Annotated in this window: 15 protein-coding genes and 1 other RNA gene; 12 read left to right on the top strand and 4 right to left on the bottom strand. The window is 41.3% G+C overall.

Annotation, left to right across the window (positions count from 1 at the left end):
- The first annotated feature begins 107 nt into the window (after nucleotides 1–107).
- Nucleotides 108–554, top strand: a complete 447-nt coding sequence (locus AC1DU2_RS26510; RefSeq protein WP_477388162.1) for an acyl-CoA thioesterase — start codon at nucleotides 108–110, stop codon at nucleotides 552–554.
- A 125-nt stretch (nucleotides 555–679) separates the two neighbouring features.
- Here the strand turns inward: AC1DU2_RS26510 and AC1DU2_RS26505 are convergent, their stop codons facing one another.
- Together AC1DU2_RS26505 and folB are read right to left on the bottom strand one after the other, a co-directional pair.
- Nucleotides 680–2,077: an FAD-binding oxidoreductase gene (locus tag AC1DU2_RS26505; protein ID WP_477388160.1), complete on the bottom strand. Its 1,398-nt coding sequence runs from the start codon at nucleotides 2,075–2,077 to the stop codon at nucleotides 680–682.
- A 1-nt stretch (nucleotide 2,078) separates the two neighbouring features.
- On the bottom strand, nucleotides 2,079–2,438 hold the full coding sequence (gene folB / locus AC1DU2_RS26500) for a dihydroneopterin aldolase (protein WP_477388158.1): 360 nt from the start codon (nucleotides 2,436–2,438) through the stop codon (nucleotides 2,079–2,081).
- 339 nt (nucleotides 2,439–2,777) lie between these two features.
- On the opposite strand from folB, the gene AC1DU2_RS26495 reads away from it, so the two are divergent.
- The 3 genes from AC1DU2_RS26495 to AC1DU2_RS26485 all read left to right on the top strand — a co-directional run bounded on the left by AC1DU2_RS26495 (nucleotide 2,778) and on the right by AC1DU2_RS26485 (nucleotide 8,374).
- Complete coding sequence (locus AC1DU2_RS26495; RefSeq protein ID WP_477388155.1) at nucleotides 2,778–3,959, top strand: acyl-CoA dehydrogenase family protein; 1,182 nt, start codon at nucleotides 2,778–2,780, stop codon at nucleotides 3,957–3,959.
- An 85-nt stretch (nucleotides 3,960–4,044) separates the two neighbouring features.
- Entirely contained in the window at nucleotides 4,045–6,165 is a 2,121-nt protein-coding gene (locus tag AC1DU2_RS26490; RefSeq protein WP_477388153.1) for a tetratricopeptide repeat-containing sensor histidine kinase, read from the top strand.
- Between the two features lie 247 nt (nucleotides 6,166–6,412).
- A complete protein-coding gene (locus AC1DU2_RS26485; RefSeq protein WP_477388151.1) occupies nucleotides 6,413–8,374 on the top strand; it encodes a tetratricopeptide repeat-containing sensor histidine kinase in 1,962 nt (653 codons plus the stop codon).
- On the opposite strand, the gene AC1DU2_RS26480 is transcribed toward AC1DU2_RS26485, so the two are convergent.
- Nucleotides 8,346–9,749 (bottom strand): GH1 family beta-glucosidase, encoded by a 1,404-nt coding sequence (locus tag AC1DU2_RS26480; protein WP_477388149.1) that lies wholly within the window; start codon nucleotides 9,747–9,749, stop codon nucleotides 8,346–8,348. The genes AC1DU2_RS26485 and AC1DU2_RS26480 overlap by 29 nt on opposite strands.
- Before the next feature lie 422 nt (nucleotides 9,750–10,171).
- Here AC1DU2_RS26480 and AC1DU2_RS26475 point away from each other — a divergent pair, with 422 nt between their 5' ends.
- From AC1DU2_RS26475 to AC1DU2_RS26440, 8 genes are all read left to right on the top strand, one after another.
- On the top strand, nucleotides 10,172–10,639 hold the full coding sequence (locus AC1DU2_RS26475; RefSeq protein ID WP_477388148.1) for a DinB family protein: 468 nt from the start codon (nucleotides 10,172–10,174) through the stop codon (nucleotides 10,637–10,639).
- 45 nt (nucleotides 10,640–10,684) lie between these two features.
- Complete coding sequence (locus AC1DU2_RS26470; RefSeq protein WP_477358391.1) at nucleotides 10,685–11,086, top strand: hypothetical protein; 402 nt, start codon at nucleotides 10,685–10,687, stop codon at nucleotides 11,084–11,086.
- A complete protein-coding gene (locus tag AC1DU2_RS26465; protein WP_477388146.1) occupies nucleotides 11,087–11,731 on the top strand; it encodes an SCO family protein in 645 nt (214 codons plus the stop codon).
- The gene (locus AC1DU2_RS26460; RefSeq protein ID WP_477388144.1) at nucleotides 11,728–12,144 is read left to right on the top strand and encodes a c-type cytochrome; all 417 of its coding nucleotides are present in this window, start codon (nucleotides 11,728–11,730) and stop codon (nucleotides 12,142–12,144) included. The genes AC1DU2_RS26465 and AC1DU2_RS26460 overlap by 4 nt, the downstream gene beginning before the upstream one ends.
- A 147-nt stretch (nucleotides 12,145–12,291) precedes the next feature.
- Nucleotides 12,292–12,679, top strand: an RNA gene (gene rnpB / locus AC1DU2_RS26455) — RNase P RNA component class A.
- Nucleotides 12,680–12,802: 123 nt separating this feature from the next.
- A complete protein-coding gene (locus tag AC1DU2_RS26450; RefSeq protein ID WP_477358384.1) occupies nucleotides 12,803–14,182 on the top strand; it encodes a sigma-54-dependent transcriptional regulator in 1,380 nt (459 codons plus the stop codon).
- A 96-nt stretch (nucleotides 14,183–14,278) separates the two neighbouring features.
- Nucleotides 14,279–14,740, top strand: coding sequence for a hypothetical protein (locus tag AC1DU2_RS26445; protein WP_477388143.1), 462 nt, complete (start codon nucleotides 14,279–14,281; stop codon nucleotides 14,738–14,740).
- Between the two features lie 319 nt (nucleotides 14,741–15,059).
- Entirely contained in the window at nucleotides 15,060–16,661 is a 1,602-nt protein-coding gene (locus AC1DU2_RS26440; RefSeq protein WP_477388141.1) for a hypothetical protein, read from the top strand.
- 2 nt (nucleotides 16,662–16,663) lie between these two features.
- Here AC1DU2_RS26440 and AC1DU2_RS26435 read toward each other — a convergent pair.
- Nucleotides 16,664–17,181, bottom strand: a 518-nt coding sequence (locus AC1DU2_RS26435; RefSeq protein ID WP_477388139.1) for a fructosamine kinase family protein, incomplete at its 5' end; no start/stop codon positions are given.

Here is a 17,181-nt window from a genome sequence, read left to right as displayed (position 1 = left end):
TGTTAACTTCGTGAAGTATTAATCAACTGTTATACCAACAGGGAAAATCAATAATTAAAATGACGTTTTGTCACTATTAAAGATTTTTTACCGACAAAATGACACAAATGCCTGAAAAACTCACCGATTACAAATTCAAAACTGACATACCTATCCGATTTTCGGATATTGATTCATTAGGACACGTTAACAACGCCATATATTTAACCTACTTTGAGATAGCGCGCACCAACTATTGGAAAGACGCCATTGGCTGGGATTGGAATAATGCCGGCATTATCATAGGTCGCTCAGAAATTAATTACCTAAAGCAGATCACCGTTCAGGATAAGATAGCCTGCTACGTGCGCACCATTCGCATAGGCAACAGTAGCTTTGATGTAATGCACGTTTTGGTAAAAGTAACCCCGCAGGGCGAAGAAATTGTGACAACGGGTAAAACCGTTTGTATCAGCTATGACTACGCAGCCAACAAATCGGTATCCATCCCGCCGGATGAACGCAGGAGCATGATTGCTTATGATGAGCCGAGATTGATATTGAATACGAATTAAGAATCGATTTGAAAATTTGAGAATTTGAAGATTTGAAAATGACAGAATCGAAAAAGAATTAATTTGAGAATTTAAAGATGATACAATCAGGCGTTAATCCATTTTCAAATCTTCAAATTCTCAAATTAAAATATCTTCCCCGGATTTAGAATCCCTTTCGGGTCAAATACACTCTTGATGCCTCGCCAAAGGGCAAAATGCACGTCAGAATATTTTATCGGCATAAAATCCTTTTGCACCAAGCCAATGCCATGCTCACCGGATAACGTGCCGCCCAACCCTACTGTAAGTTCAAAAATCTCCTTGATGCCGAATTTGAGTTTGCTGTTCCAGTCCTCATCGCTCATGTTGGCTTTAATAATATTTACGTGAAGGTTTCCATCGCCCGCGTGGCCATAACAAACTGATTCAAAGCCATATTTAGTACCTATTTCTTTTATTCCTTTAATCAGTCGGGGCAATTCGGCGCGGGGCACTACGGTATCTTCTTCTTTATAAATGGAGTTTGACTTTACCGATACAGCCATAGTGCGGCGCAGCCGCCAAAGCTCTTCTTTTTGTGCTGATGAATCGGCAAAGAGCACATCTTTGCAATCGTACGATTCTAACACCGCGTTAATTTTTTCGCAGTCGGCAAAAATCACGTCCTGGTTATTACCATCTACTTCAATCAGTAAAAAGGCCTGGATATCATCTTGTAAATCAAAGGCAATATCATCGTGTTCTTTCACCCACTCCACTCCTCTCCGTTCCATAAACTCCAATGCCGATGGTACAATACCGGCACGAAATATGGCAGAAACAGCCGCGCAGGCGGCTTCATTGGTAGCAAATGAGGCCAACATCAAAGCGTCCAGCGTGGGCAATGGAATTAGCTTCACTACAATCTTGGTAATAATACCCAGCGTACCTTCCGACCCAATGAACAACTGGGTTAAATTATACCCCGATGCGTACTTAAGTGTATTTGCGCCTGTCCATATAATTTCTCCCGATGGTAAAACCACCTGCAGGTTCAATACATATTCGCGGATGGTACCATATTTAACCACCCTTGGCCCACCCGAGCCATGGGATACGTTGCCCCCTATAAAGCAACTTCCTTTACTTGCCGGGTCAACCGGATAAAGCAGGCCTTTGACAGCGGCCCGGTTCATAAACTCTTCGGTAATAACGCCTGGCTCAACCGTTGCCTGTAAATTAGCCTCATCAATCTCCAGTACTTTGTTAAAGCGTTCCATCGCTATCAGCAAACCGCCTTTAATGGCCAGGGCACCGCCGCTTAAACCCGTGCCCGCTCCCCGGGGCGTAACGGGGATCATGCTTTCGCTGCAAAGTTTCATCAAAGCTGAAACTTCTTCAGGGGTTTGTGGCCGGGCAACAACTTCCGGGTAATAAACCAGGTCTTCAGTTTCGTCATGACTATATTTTTCAAGCTCGTCATGCTGATTGATAACATTGCCCGCGCCAACAATAGCCATGATGGCATCTAATACCAACGGTGTTATTTTATTGTATTCCATTTTACTGCTTGTTATAGTTAACTGTAACAGCCGAGTGGGCAACCTTACCCAACAACGGTGGATTTAATTTTTTTATTTCTACCCGGATGCTTTCCACGTAAGGGTATTTCCTTTTGATTCTGTCTAAAATAGCTTGCGCCACGGTTTCTATCAGTTTGCGGGAATGTTTCATCTCCTCGCAAGCCATATAATATACCTTTTCGTAATCAACGGTGTGTTTAAGCTCGTCGTCGGCTGGTTCAGTCTGGGGGATAAAATCAACTGTGATATCTACCAGGAAACGGCAGCCTATTTTTTGTTCTTCGGGATAAAATCCATGGTATGCAAAAAATTCTGCACCCTGCAGGGCAATAGTAGTCATAGTTCAAAAGTAGCAGATTTTGTTGGTTTATAAATTGATTTATTTGTCGAAAAAAATGTTTAAAAGTTAAAATTCATTGGCTAAAAATGGAGTCAATTGGCGTTTACTTACACATTATTGCCATTCTATTTAACATGTTCTTTGTTAAATAGGCCATCCAAAACACATAGATGTTTTGGGATTTTATTTTTTTAAAAAAATAAAATCCGTCAAAAACCATGTTTAAACAATCTAAACATAGTTTTTGGCATAAAGTGGCTTCCGGTATCCAAAAACAGCGATTTTGGCTTTGTTTTGTCCACTTTAAATGCCATATATTTGCCCACCAAGTATAACATTATGGCCAAAACAGATCTGTACGAATCGCCCGATTATTATCAATTAGACGAATTGCTTACCGAAGAACATAAACTTATCCGCTCGTCGGTACGTGATTGGGTAAAAAAGGAATTAAGCCCGATAATTGAAGACTATGCCCAAAAGGCCGAGTTCCCGATGCAGCTGGTAAAAGGCCTTGCCGAAATTGGCGCATTTGGCCCAACAATACCGGTTGAATACGGTGGCGCAGGTTTAGACTATATGGCCTACGGCATCATTATGCAGGAAATTGAGCGCGGCGATTCGGGCATCCGGTCGGCATCATCTGTGCAAGGCTCATTGGTAATGTACCCTATTTATGCTTATGGGTCTGAAGAACAACGTAAAAAATACCTGCCCCGCTTAGCATCCGGCGAAATCATGGGCTGTTTTGGACTCACCGAACCAGATCACGGATCAAATCCTGGCGGGATGACCACTAATATTAAAGACGCCGGCGATCACTATATCCTAAACGGCGCCAAAATGTGGATCTCCAATGCTCCATTTGCTGATATTGCCGTGGTATGGGCGCGCGACGAGGATAAAAAAGTACGCGGATTGATAGTTGAGCGCGGTATGGAGGGCTTTACTACTCCTACAACGCACAACAAATGGTCGTTAAGAGCCTCGGCCACCGGCGAATTGGTTTTTGATAATGTTAAAGTACCTAAGGAAAACTTACTACCAAATGTTATAGGCTTAAAAGGCCCGCTTGGCTGCCTTAACCAGGCTCGTTACGGCATTGCCTGGGGCGCACTTGGTGCAGCTATGGATTGCTATGATACCGCTTTAAGGTACGCTAAACAGCGTGTTCAATTTGGTAAACCTATAGCAGCTTTCCAGCTGCAGCAAAAAAAACTGGCCGAAATGATAACCGAGATAACTAAGGCCCAGTTGCTGGTTTGGCGTTTAGGAGTACTTAAAAACGAAAACAGGGCCACTGCCGCTCAAATTTCAATGGCCAAGCGTAACAGTGTAGAAACCGCTATTAATATAGCCCGCGAGGCCCGGCAAATGCTCGGTGGTATGGGCATAACCGGCGAATACCCTATTATGAGGCATATGATGAACCTTGAATCGGTAATTACCTATGAAGGGACTCATGATATTCACCTGCTGATAACGGGAATGGATATTACCGGCGAGGATGCCTTTAAATAGGTTTGCAAACACCAAGGCAATTATTAAGCATTAAATATATAATTGGTGTTTTTCAAACACTATATTTGTTTCTGCTTTATAGTTAATGTCTTCAATTAAACCTATTAGTTTTAACAACAAATATTATCCACGTAGCATCATAAGGGTACGTGCTGTGCTTTTTGTTACTTTGTTTTTTGGTGCTTGTAGTTACAATAAAGATGACGGCAACTATTCCAGTCAGTTTAAGGGTATTTTTGATACCGTTAACAACTACCAACAGTTAACAAAACACCAGCCTGCCAGCACCCGGTATCTCGATTCTGCTTTCAGACAAATAAAAAAACCTTTTACAAATGATAAGTTCCGGTTTTATGGCTTTCATTTTGTATACGAAAGAAAAGTTACCCATAACCGAAAAAAGGCCCTTGCTTATGCAGATAGTATGCTGGCTATTGCTAAACAAAGTGTTACCCCACACCAATACCAGGTTAACTATGCCGAGGCAAATTTCGCCCTCGGCGATGCCTATTTTGATCTTTCACAATTCAGTAATGCTTATAAATGTTTTTACCAGGGATACTATATAGGCAAAAGGTTGCTGAATAACCAAATACTGGCCGAATATACTTACCGGATGGGAATGGTAAGTTTTAAGCAAGCGCACTATCTTGATGCGGCTGCCTATTTTAAACTGAGTTTTAACCAAAGCCGGGCCCTTAAAAACGGTTTCAAGACATTTTATCAGCGGCAGGAACTGCTGGATAATATTGGTGAAAGTTATAAAAACGCCGGAAAAACAGATAGCGCATCTGTTTACTTCAAAAAAGCACTTGAATATATTGATAGCAATAATGCACGATTTAGCAACCTGGCCGGGATGCTGGAGACTGCCCGCGGCGTAGTTTATGGCAACCAGGGAGATATGGCTTTAATGACCGGCGATTATGCACAGGCCGAGCAAATGCTCAAAAGCAGCATAGCCATAAATTTCAAAAAAGGGAATGATAATAAAGACGCTCAATTAACCGAAATTAAGCTGGCGCGGATGTACCTGAAACTGAACAGGCAAAATGACTTGTACCTGTTGCTCAAAAACCTGCGTGCTCAACTGGATAGCCTGCCCAATAACGATGCCGAAACCAGTTGGAATTACCTGATGAGCAAATACTGCCAGCAAAAAAATGACAACACAGGCGCCCTGCTCTATTTAAAAAAGTATTCGGCTCAAAAAGATTCATTGGTAAAATTAGACAATTCGCTGAAGCGCACAGATGTAACAACCCAGCAAGCTAATTACGACAAGCAAAGCGAGATTGACAGCCTGAAAGATTACAACAAGCGGCAACTGATGTTTATTTATTTTGCAGTTTTATTGTCTATTATGGCCGTAATAATCATATTCCTGATTTTCAGAAATATGAAACAATCAAAAAGAGACGTACTGGCTATCAAGGTGTTAAACGACCAGATAAATTACCAAAAGAAAAACCTGGTGAATACCCTAAATGAACTTCATATTGGTAGCCGGGAAAAAGACCGCATCTTAAGAACTGTGGCCCATGACCTCAGGAATCCGCTGGGTGGCATTGCGGCACTATCGGCAGCCATGATTGAGGATAATTATACGCCCGATCAACAGGAGATGCTCAATTTGATCAAAGAAACTTCGTACAACTCGCTTGAACTTATTAATGAGATATTAGAAGCCGCCAACTCGGCTACCGCTCCGCTTAAGAAAGAATGGGTTGATATTAATGCACTAACAGCCAGCAGTGTGGAGTTATTGCGTTTTAAGGCTGCCGATAAACACCAGTCGATAAACCTCAACCTGCCTCCAAATCCGGCCCAGGTGTTCATAAGCCGCGAAAAAATATGGCGCGTTATCAGTAACCTGGTTACCAATGCCATAAAATTCAGCCATGATGGCAGTATTATTACAGTGGGCGTTGAAAATTACGAAGATGGTGTCAAAATTATAGTAAAAGATAGCGGAATAGGCATTCCCGACAAATTGAAACAACAGGTTTTTAATATGTTTACTGATGCCAAACGGGTTGGCACGGCCGGCGAAAAATCATTTGGGCTCGGCCTGTCCATCTGCCAGCAAATTGTCGAAAAACACCATGGCCGCATCTGGTTGGAAAGCACTGTGGGCGAAGGCACAACTTTTTATGTTTTCCTGCCCTTTGAGGATAAAGAAACCGGATTAAACACCGTTTTGTAAAGTACCACGATGTGCATTAGTTGATTTTATGAGCAATAAATTAAATGTAAAAATGCTGCACTGAAATATTTTATTTAAGTTTAACGAGTATTTTATATACCTAACCCAGTCCCTGGAGTAACTGAATTTAATGTTTGAGTCAAAAAGCATAATCCAAAACCGGTTTTACAGTATATTGCTGTTGAATCTTTTTCTCATCTACGTCGCCATTGCTTTTTTCTCCTGCAACAGATCAACAAATACCTTGTTGTCATCAAAAGCATTTAATAAGGTGCTCGACTCGGCAAACCGCATGAGCGATAATGGTCAAAAAAAACTTGCATTGCATTATATCGACTCAGCATATCAGCATTCAAAAAATCTCGATCTACTTCAAACTTACAGCTATTATAGGTTTCACTATGATTATTTTTATTATAACAAGCCTGATAAAAACAAAGCTATGTTATATGTGGATAGCATGCTTAACCTGTTTGATACACCCGATAAAAGACAAAAATACACTACAGAATATGGGCAATCGTATTTTTATAAAGGTGATATTTTATTTGATCAGAATAGATATAACGAGGCCTATGCAAACTTCTATCGTGGCAAAGTAATTGGCAGTAATGGCTTGGATGAATGTGTATTAAGCGATTATAGTTACCGGATGGGAATGATTATGTTTCGCCAGGAGCATTACCGGGTAGCCGCTGCATACTTTAAAAACAGCGCCAGGGAAGGTGACGCCTGCTCAGATAATTTTGGCAGCTTTTACCGTGTACAGGAACTAACAGACAATGCGGGCTTAAGTTACAGCTCGATAAATATGACCGATAGCGCTCTTTTTTTTTATGACAAAACGCTAAAATACATTGATAGTCACCAGGTATTATACCGCAACCGGCAGGAAATGCTTGACGTAGCCCGTGGTGTTGTATACGGCAACGAGGCCAATGTTTATATCAGCCTAAAAAATTATAGCCAAGCCAAAATATTGTTAAAAAAGAGCATTGGAATTAATTTGCGAAAAGGCAATGATAACCAGGATGCCCAATATACCGAGTTAAAGCTGGCTGCTGTTTATAATACTTTAAATCAAACAGACTCGTTGATTGATATTTTAAACGTCATAAAAAAACAGTTTGAATACTTAAGTCAGCAAGATGCCAGGGCGGATTGGAATAACCTGATGGCTGAGTATTTTGCAAAAAAGAACAAACAGGATGAAGCCCTCAAATATTTTATAAAATACGATGCTTTAAAAGACTCCATTAACCAAAAAAGCAAATTACTAAAGGAGGCCGACATTGCCGAACAGATAAAACGCCTGGAAAAGGATAATGAATTTGACCGGCTTAAGAAAAACAACCACCAGCAAAACATTTACCTTAATGTAACAGTGGTTTTTGTTGTAATGCTGGTGATGATCATATCACTTATATTTCTGAACTGGCAAAAATCAAAAAAGAACATTGAAACCCTGGGCGGGTTAAACCATCAAATAAACGACCAAAACACTCATCTTGAATCGGCCCTGAACGAGCTTAAATTAAACGGTCAAGAAAAAGACAGAATTTTGCGTACGGTAGCACATGACCTTCGCAACCCTATTGGCGGTATTGCTTCATTAACCACCGCTATGGAAGGAGATGATTACACCGATGAACAGCGCGAAATGCTCAATTTGATAAAGGAAACTTCATTTAACTCATTAGAACTGATAAACGAGATATTGGAAGCTACCAATACCGTAAACGCGGAGTTAAACACAGAACCCGTTGAGATTAACTCCTTGCTCACCAACAGCGTGGAACTGCTTCGCTTTAAAGCCGCCGAAAAAAATCAGGTCATCAGCCTCCTGTTATTAGCTAACCCGGTTGAGCTAATTATAAACCGCGAAAAAATATGGCGTGTTATAAGTAATTTGATCAGCAATGCCATTAAATTCAGTCCGGCCCGTGCCACTGTATTGGTTAAAGCAGAAGAATTTAAAAATGAAGTACAGATTTCGGTAAAAGACAATGGCATCGGAATCCCGGATAAGCTTAAAAGCCAGGTTTTCAATATGTTTACAGATGCTAAACGTCCGGGAACCGAGGGCGAAAAATCGTTCGGGTTGGGGCTATCCATTTGTCAGCAAATCATCGAAAAGCACAATGGGCGTATTTGGTTTGAAAGTGATACCGAAAATGGTACTACATTCCACTTCTCGCTTCCAAAGTAAGCTCTTTTTGTTTGATTGGCTTTTTTAAAAATTCTGCAAACCATTTACCGGATGTTTTTATAATCCGTTTTTGTGTGGTATGATCTACATGTATAAGCCCAAAGCGTGGATGGTATCCTTCGGCCCACTCAAAATTATCGGTAAGCGTCCAAACAAAATAACCATTAACGTTACAGCCTTCATTTTTTGCCTTTAAAACCTGGCCTAAATAATCCTGTAAGTATTGTAGCCGCTTGGGGTCGTTCACTTCGCCGTCAGTAACCTCATCAGGAAAAGCCGAGCCATTTTCAGTAATAATGATATTTTTTATTTGCGGGTAGGCCGCAAACTTTTTTATCATATGATAAATAGCTGGCGGATGAATTTCCCATCGCATTGCTGTCAAGCCGACCTTACGATTTTCGGCCTTAACAATGCGGGCGCCTACATAAGGGGTAAAAAAGGAATATTTAACAATTTCACGGGTGTAGTTTTGTACGCCAATAAAATCAAAATCAAATTGCATATGATTCTCGTCGCCCGGCAACATATATTTTTGAATTCCCTTTAAAGCAGGCAAATCCTTAATCGGGTAACCGAGCCCTAATAAGGGTTCGATAAAAAGGCGGTTTATTAAGGCATCAACCCTAACTGCTGCGGCCACATCGCGCGGTTTATCCGTCAATGGCTCTACCAGCGAACATGAAAATGTATTACCAATTTGCGCATGGGGTAATAAGCTGCGCAATATTCTTGCCCCGGCAACAATGCTTAAAACAACGTGGTGTACTACCGACGTAAAACTCCTGATGCCACTACGGCCTGGCGCATGAATACCAAAAAAATAACCAGCCCCGGTGAAAACAACGGGCTCGTTCATTACCATCCAGTATTTTACACGGTCGCCAAAACTTTGCGCGCATAGGGTAGTAAATTCGCAAAACCAGGCAATTACATCCCGATTGGCCCACCCTCCTTTTTGCTCAAGCGCCAATGGCAAATCCCAGTGGTATATAGTTACCCAGGGCTCTATCCCCTGCTCAAGGCAATAATTAATAACGCGGTTATAATAATCAACACCTGCCTGGTTAACCCTGCCGGTACCATCGGGCAACAAACGTGTCCAGGATATGGAGAAACGAAAATTTGGAATATTTAACTTTTTTATCAGGTCAATGTCTTCTTCGTACCTGTTATAAAAATCGCAGGCATCACGTGCGTGATCGTCATTTAATATCTTGCCTTTTTTTTCTGTAAAATTATCCCAAACAGATTGGCCCTTGCCATCGGCATCATGGGCGCCCTCAATCTGGAAAGCAGCAGTAGATACGCCCCAATTAAAATCGGGGCCAAAAAGTTCTCTGTTCAGAGCTGTATGCTGTGGAGTGAATTTCATTAAATGGACTACGAGGGTCCAAAATTGCAATAATATTTACGAAAGTGAGATATAAAGTTTCAATATTAATGAATGAAGGATGATTTCATACTTTTTAACATCATCCATTCCTTTATACCGCTGATGAGCCTTGAAAACACATTGATAAATTTCATGACCTTGTTTTTTTATTAACTAAAGGTAGTGTGCAGATATATTGTTATTGTAACAACTATATTATCAAATTGTTAAACACGAATTGCATGCACACGAATTTAACTAATTAAATCGAATTAAGGCGAATTTCACTGATTAGGGCGGTTATCGCATATGAAACATCATTTAAATTATAAACCCTGTTTTTATAATTAGCAACATTCGTGTCCATTCAATTCGTGAAATTCGATTCAATTCGAGACATTCGTGTTTATAAATTCGTTTGCATGAAAAACTATTTTATAAAAATGTTCAAATACAGCCACTTCGCTAACCATGCTTTATTAAAAGCCATTGCAGAAGCTGGCAATCCAAGGGGGCCTATAAAGCTGATGTCGCATTTGCTTGCCGCCGAACGCCGTTGGCTGGATAGGGTAAATGATGTGGAGCCTTACTCCAACACCGAGTTATGGCCAAAGGATTATACTATTGAGCATTGTACCCACCTGGTAAACGAATATCATGAAGAGTGGCTTGGCGTCCTGGACCGAATTACCGAAGAAGATTTGAGCAGCGTTATCATTTACCAAAATGTATTGGGCAGCAATCAAACCTCGGTAACAGATATTCTTATTCACGTAATTAATCATGGTACGCACACCCGGGCGCAGGCCGGCCAGCAATTGAAACTTAGCGGTGCCGAAACCTTACCAATTACTGACTATGTTTATTATTTAAGGCAACTAAATAGCTAACATTAATGGGTTTATTTACAATATTTGCCAATACAAAACGCAACCATGAAAAAATATATCGGGATTGTATTAAGCCTTACCATTTTACTGGGATGTGCCGATAATAAAAAACAGGAAAAATTGCTGTTAGATAGCGTGATTGCCGTGCATGACAAGGTAATGGCTAATGACGAGCACTTGATGAAAAACAAAATGTTGCTGGATAGCCTGGTTAAAAATGTACCCGACATTAACGATTCGGCAAAGGTATGCCTTAAGCTGGTTGATGATGCCGACGGTGCCATGAGCGATTGGATGCATAAGTTTGATGTGGAAAACAAAGGCAAATCGCACCAGGAAATTATTGATTACCTAAGTGATCAAAAAAAGAAAATCGCGGCTATTGATGTTCAAATCAGCAACGCGATAACCGAATCTGACAAATATCTCACCCCAAATAAAAAATAAATGCGCAAGTTAATTTTGGGCGTTATCCTATTATCGGTATTAAATGCCTGCAGCAATAAACAAAGCAAACTTCCTATTTTAGGCAACCGCGAACCTGTTACTAACACAGTAGATGGCAAATCGGTTGTAGATACAGCATACGCCACTATTCCCGATTTTAAATTTGTGAACCAGTATGGTGATACCATTACACAGAAAAGCCTGGAGGGGAAAATTTATGTAGCCGATTTCTTTTTTACAACATGCCCTTCTATTTGCCCGGTAATGCACCGCAACATGCTTAATGTGTATAAAGAGTTTAAGGCCGACGATAATTTCCGGATCATATCGCACACCATCGACCCTAAATATGATACTGTTCCCGTACTTAAACGCTATGCCGATAAAATGGGGCTAAGCGGTAACAACTGGTGGCTTTTGCATGGCGATAAAGGCAGCACGTATACTATTGCCAAAAGCTACCTGCAAACCGTACAGGAAAAAAATCCCGCCGGCCAGTATATTCACGATGGCTTTTTTATACTGATAGATAAACAAAAGCGCATTCGTGGCACCTACGAAGGCACCGACCCCAAAGAGGTTGATAAATTAATAGCCGATATAAAAATATTGAAGGCCGAACCAGAACAAGCCGTTACCAAATGAAATTCAAAGTAACAGGTAGTATTTTATTATTGTTGGCAGTGGTGATTTTTTCATGCCAGAACGACGGGCAGATTGAATTTAACCGCTATTATTCGGGTGGAAGCGCCATTTACCTGGCACATTGCGCCAATTGCCACGGCAACAAAGGCGAGGGACTGCAGGCGCTGATACCACCGCTTACAGATTCTGCTTATCTAAAAAAAAATAAAAACGTTTYAGCATGTTTTCTTAAAAATGGGCTGAAAGAAAAAATCAGCATCAATAACAAAACTTTTGAGAGCGAGATGCCGGCTGATAGCCTCGCTCCTATCGAAATTGCCAAGGTTCTTACCTATGTTACCAACTCATTTGGCAACAAATTAGGCACCATAAACTTGCAGCAGGTTCAGGACGACATGGCAAAATGCAGGTGATTAGGTTCGGGGTTCCGGTTGCCAGTTGCGGGTTTCAATAGAATAAATTAACCTACTACACCAATCTTTTTCAGAAAATACCCGAACCCCGTTCCCCGCAACCCGATCCAAATTACCGCCAAGACCAGAAAAATCCTTACCTTTACCCCCGCAAAACGTTCTATCGCTGCTAATTTATTAGCGGAGGAAAGTCCGGGCAACACAGAGCATCCTGCTTCCTAACGGGAAGGCGCCGGCAGCCGGCGACAGCAAAGTGCCACAGAGAAAATACCGCCACGGTGAAAGCCGGGGTAAGGGTGAAAACGTGAGGTAAGAGCTCACGGCTTTTCCGGGCGACCGGAGATGACGGTAAACCTCAGGAGTTGAAAAACCAAATAGGTCTTGAAAGTGGGGCTGCTCGCTCCCGCTCACCAACTTGTTGGTGACGTTAAGATGGGTAGGTTGTTTAAACCTGTCAGCAATGGCAGGGCCAGATTAATGATAGAAGTTGCCTTTACGGGCAATACAGAACCCGGCTTACAGATTTGCTGCTGAATTATATAACCCTTTCCTGCAAACAGGAAGGGGTTATTTTTGTTAGAAGCAAAAAGTGTTTGTTTTTCTATACAAATCTATATATTAGCAAAAGAACAATTACTACCTATTACATATATAAAACATGGCAAAAATTTTAATTATTGATGACGAACGGGCAATACGCAGCACCTTACGTGAAATTCTGGAATATGAAGATTATGAAGTTGAGGACGTAGATAACGGCGTTGATGGCCTGCAACTGATTGAAAAAAAAGATTTTGACCTGGTACTTTGCGATATAAAAATGAACCGGATGGATGGCATGGAAGTGCTTACCGAAGGTTTGGCATTGAAACCCGATTTGCCTTTTATCATGATAAGCGGCCACGGCACCGTTGAAACAGCCGTTGAAGCCAGTAAAAAAGGAGCGTTTGACTTTATATCAAAACCACCTGATTTAAACCGCCTGCTTATTACTGTACGTAACGCGCTCGATCGCGGAAGTTTGGTTGTTGAAGCTAAAGTTTTAAAACGGAAAGTATCTAAGGTTCGTCCTATTTTAGGTAATTCACAGGCCATTCTTAAAATAAAAGAAACTATTGACCGTGTTGCACCTACCGATGCCCGTGTACTGGTTACCGGTGCAAACGGCAGCGGGAAAGAATTGGTGGCCCGCTGGCTGCATGAAAAATCGCACCGCTCAAATGCGCCCATTATTGAAGTTAACTGCGCCGCCATCCCCTCTGAATTAATTGAAAGCGAATTGTTTGGGCACGAAAAAGGCTCATTTACATCGGCAATTAAACAACGGATAGGTAAATTTGAATCGGCTAACGGTGGCACGCTTTTCCTTGATGAAATAGGCGACATGAGCCAATCTGCCCAGGCTAAAGTATTGCGCGCCCTACAGGAAAGTAAAATAACCCGCGTGGGTGGAGAAAAAGAAATTGATGTTGATGTACGTGTTGTAGCGGCGACTAATAAAGACTTGCTTAAAGAAATTGAGGCCGGTAACTTTCGTATGGACCTTTACCATCGCCTCAGCGTTATATTAATCCACGTACCGCCGTTGGTTGACAGGAAGGATGATATTGCATTGCTTACACAAAGTTTTCTTGACGAGATATGTAATGAATACGGCATGCCGGTTAAAAAGATATCTGACGCGGCCCTTGATGCTCTTAAAGCATTGCCTTGGACTGGAAACATCCGCGAGTTGCGGAACATGGTTGAGCGTTTGATAATTTTAAGTGATAAAACCATTACCGACAACGACGTACGGGCATTTGCCAATCCATCGGCACCGGCTGCTGCTGTGGCAGATAACAATACTGCCCCTCAAACGGATTTTGATCAATTTAATAACTTCCAGGAATACAAAGACTTTGCCGAACGGGAATACATTAAATTCAAGCTTGAAAAAAACAATTGGAATGTGTCAAAAACTGCTGATGATATTGATATTCAGCGCAGTCACTTGTACAGCAAGATTGAGAAATTTGGTTTAAAGCGAGGCGAATAGAGAATTTAATAATAATTTTTTAAGCGGCTTGCATAAATGTGGGCCGCTTTTTTTGTTCGGCATAAAATAGTAATATTGTGCAAACCAACCATTATTATGAAGCTTTATTATACCGTATTAATCTGCGCAGCCGTGCTATCATCATGTAAGCAAAAGGAGACCAAAGCTGATTCAAAAGCAGATCGGCCTTTAATTGGTACCTGGCATTTGATAAATAGCAAAAGCATTACCAAGGGCGATACCGTAACAACCACGCCTTCGGCGGATGAAGAAATGGTTAAAATTTTTAACGGAACAAATTTTGCCTTTTTTACTCATGATAAGATGCATGGCAAAACAGCAAAACCCGTTTATAGTTCGGGCAGCGGTACTTATACGCTTGCTGGGAATGATTATGCTGAACACCTGGCATATTGCGATGCCCGCGAATGGGAAAACAGGGATTTTAAATTTACTGTTCAATTTAAGGGAGACACGCTTGTACAAAGCGGCGTTGAAAAAATAGACAGCCTGAAGATAGATCGCATCATTATTGAAACCTATGTGAAGTTAAAATAGGAAGACATGGGATTGCCTGATAAAAAGCTCAAAAGATTTTTGGGCTTTTTTTATATCCTACTGTGTTATAAATCTACGTCTGATAAGCAATTCATTAAAATAAATCTGCCAGCCGGTAACATGCTCGAAACATATACTATTACTTAATCGTTAAACTTTACAGCAACCTTTAAAATCACATATCCGATAATGGCTTACCTGTAGCGTATATACCCAGGCAGATTTCAATGTATGATTAAATATTTTCGCGCTGTTAATACTTTTTTTACCGCTTCAGGCGGCATTATTCATGATCGTGCAACCAGTAAAAAAGATAAAAATGATTTATCAATTTAAATTCCGTTTGGTTATAGCCATTAGCGCTTTGCTTTTCAATAATTGCAGGTTCGGTACCGTCTCGTCTAAAACAAGTTTTGATCTAACAGACACTGTTATAAAAAGCCCCACTCCGTTGAAAAACATGTTCGGCATAAACTCTTATGAGTGGAATTTTTTGCAGGATCCGGCCAATCCTAACGCAAAGACAATTTACGAGGCAAATATGTCGGTTATCAAATCTTTTAGCGCTGTAAGGCACTACATGAATTGGAATAAACTCGAAAATACAAAAGGCGACTATACTTTTAACCCAACCAACAACGGCGGCTGGAACTATGACCTGATATATACCCGCTGCAAGCAGGAAAATATTTTGGTTTTGGCCGATATGAAAAATTGTGCCCGCTGGTTAGTTAACACCTATCCTACCGGGATGCAGGATTTAGATAATGTACCCGTACCCTACGGCCAGGTCAAAACTGCCCCGGCAAGCTATATAGATCAGGCCAAAGCAGCGTTTCAATTTGCTGCACGCTACGGATATAACACGGCGGTTAATCCTGCACTTGTGACGGTAAACTCGAAACCACGCTGGGCTAACGACCAGCCTAATGTAGTAAAAATAGGGATGAGCCTGGTAAAATACATTGAGTGCGGCAACGAATGGGACAAATGGTGGAAAGGCCCGGCCACAAAACAAACACCAGAAGAATATGCAGCCAATTTATCGGCATTTTATGATGGCGACAAAGGCCGATTAGGCAATAATGTTGGTGTAAAAACCGCCGACCCCGGCATGCAGGTTGTGATAGGCGGGCTTGCAACTTGTGATGTTACCTTTGTACAAAGGATAATAGATTGGTGCAAAGCCAACCGGGGATATCGAACCGATGGCAGCGTTAACTTATGTTTTGATGTTATCAACTACCACTATTATAATAACAATGGCGACATTTTAACGCACAGTAAAGCTACAACCGGAGTAGCTCCCGAATTATCAAAAGCAGGTACAATTGCTGATGCTTTTGTCAAACTGGCAAATTCGCTGAAAAAGCCACCCGAGGTTTGGGTTACCGAATCTGGTTACGATATTAACCAGGGGAGCTATCAAAAAGCAATCGCCATCGGCGATAAGCCGGCTTTGATAACCCAGGCCGATTGGATATTAAGATCCTCCCTGTTGTATATAAGGCACGGCATCAAACGTGTTTTCTATTATCAGTTATTAGATGATGCGCCCAATTCAAGTGTCCAATATGCTACATCAGGCCTGGCCACCGATGGTAAACGCCGACCTGCCGCCGATTATATATTACAGGTTAATAAGCTAATGGGCGATTTTACCTACCGGTCAACAATAAATGCCGATCCGATAGTTGATAAATATATCTCAGGATCACGAAAAATGTATATTTTGACAGTACCCGACCAACAACAGCAAAAAGCAACTTATACGCTTAACCTGGGTACACCCAAAGCCAATATTTATACACCGAAGCCCGGAGCCGAAGAAATGGTGTCGTCGCAAGTGAATACAACAGCCGGCAAACTTTCTGTCAACGTAACTGAAACACCCACATTTATTGAAGGTGTAAGTCAATAATTTCATAAAAGAGCAGCAAGGTTATCACGAACCTGATTGATATAACCGCCGCCAAAAAGATTTACGTGCAGTAATAACGGATATAAGCTCCACAATTTAATCCGTTGTTGCCATCCTTTCTGTAGCGGGAAGTGATGATTATATGCTTCGTAAAACCTTCTATCGAAACCACCGAATAAGGTGGTCATAGCTATATCAAACTCCCGGTTACTAAAACTAACAGCCGGATCAATCAGGTAAGGCTTTCCATGAGCATCTATCAAATAATTACCGCCCCAAAGGTCACCATGTACCAATGCTGGCGGTTCTTCGGTAAACAAACCGGTAAGTTTTTGATGGAGTAATTCAAATAAACGCAAATCGTTATTTGTAAGCAACTGTTTAGTTTGAGCTATCCTTATCATAGGTTTTAACCGCTCCTCTATAAAAAAATCACTCCAATGCTCGTGCTGCCGGTTGCTTTGCTGAAGCGAACCCATGTAATTATCGGTGTTGAACCCAAAACTATGAGATGTATGCC

The sequence above is a fragment of the Mucilaginibacter sp. P4_C11 genome, from assembly GCF_056402115.1.
This window is presented reverse-complemented; position numbering and strand designations above follow the sequence as displayed.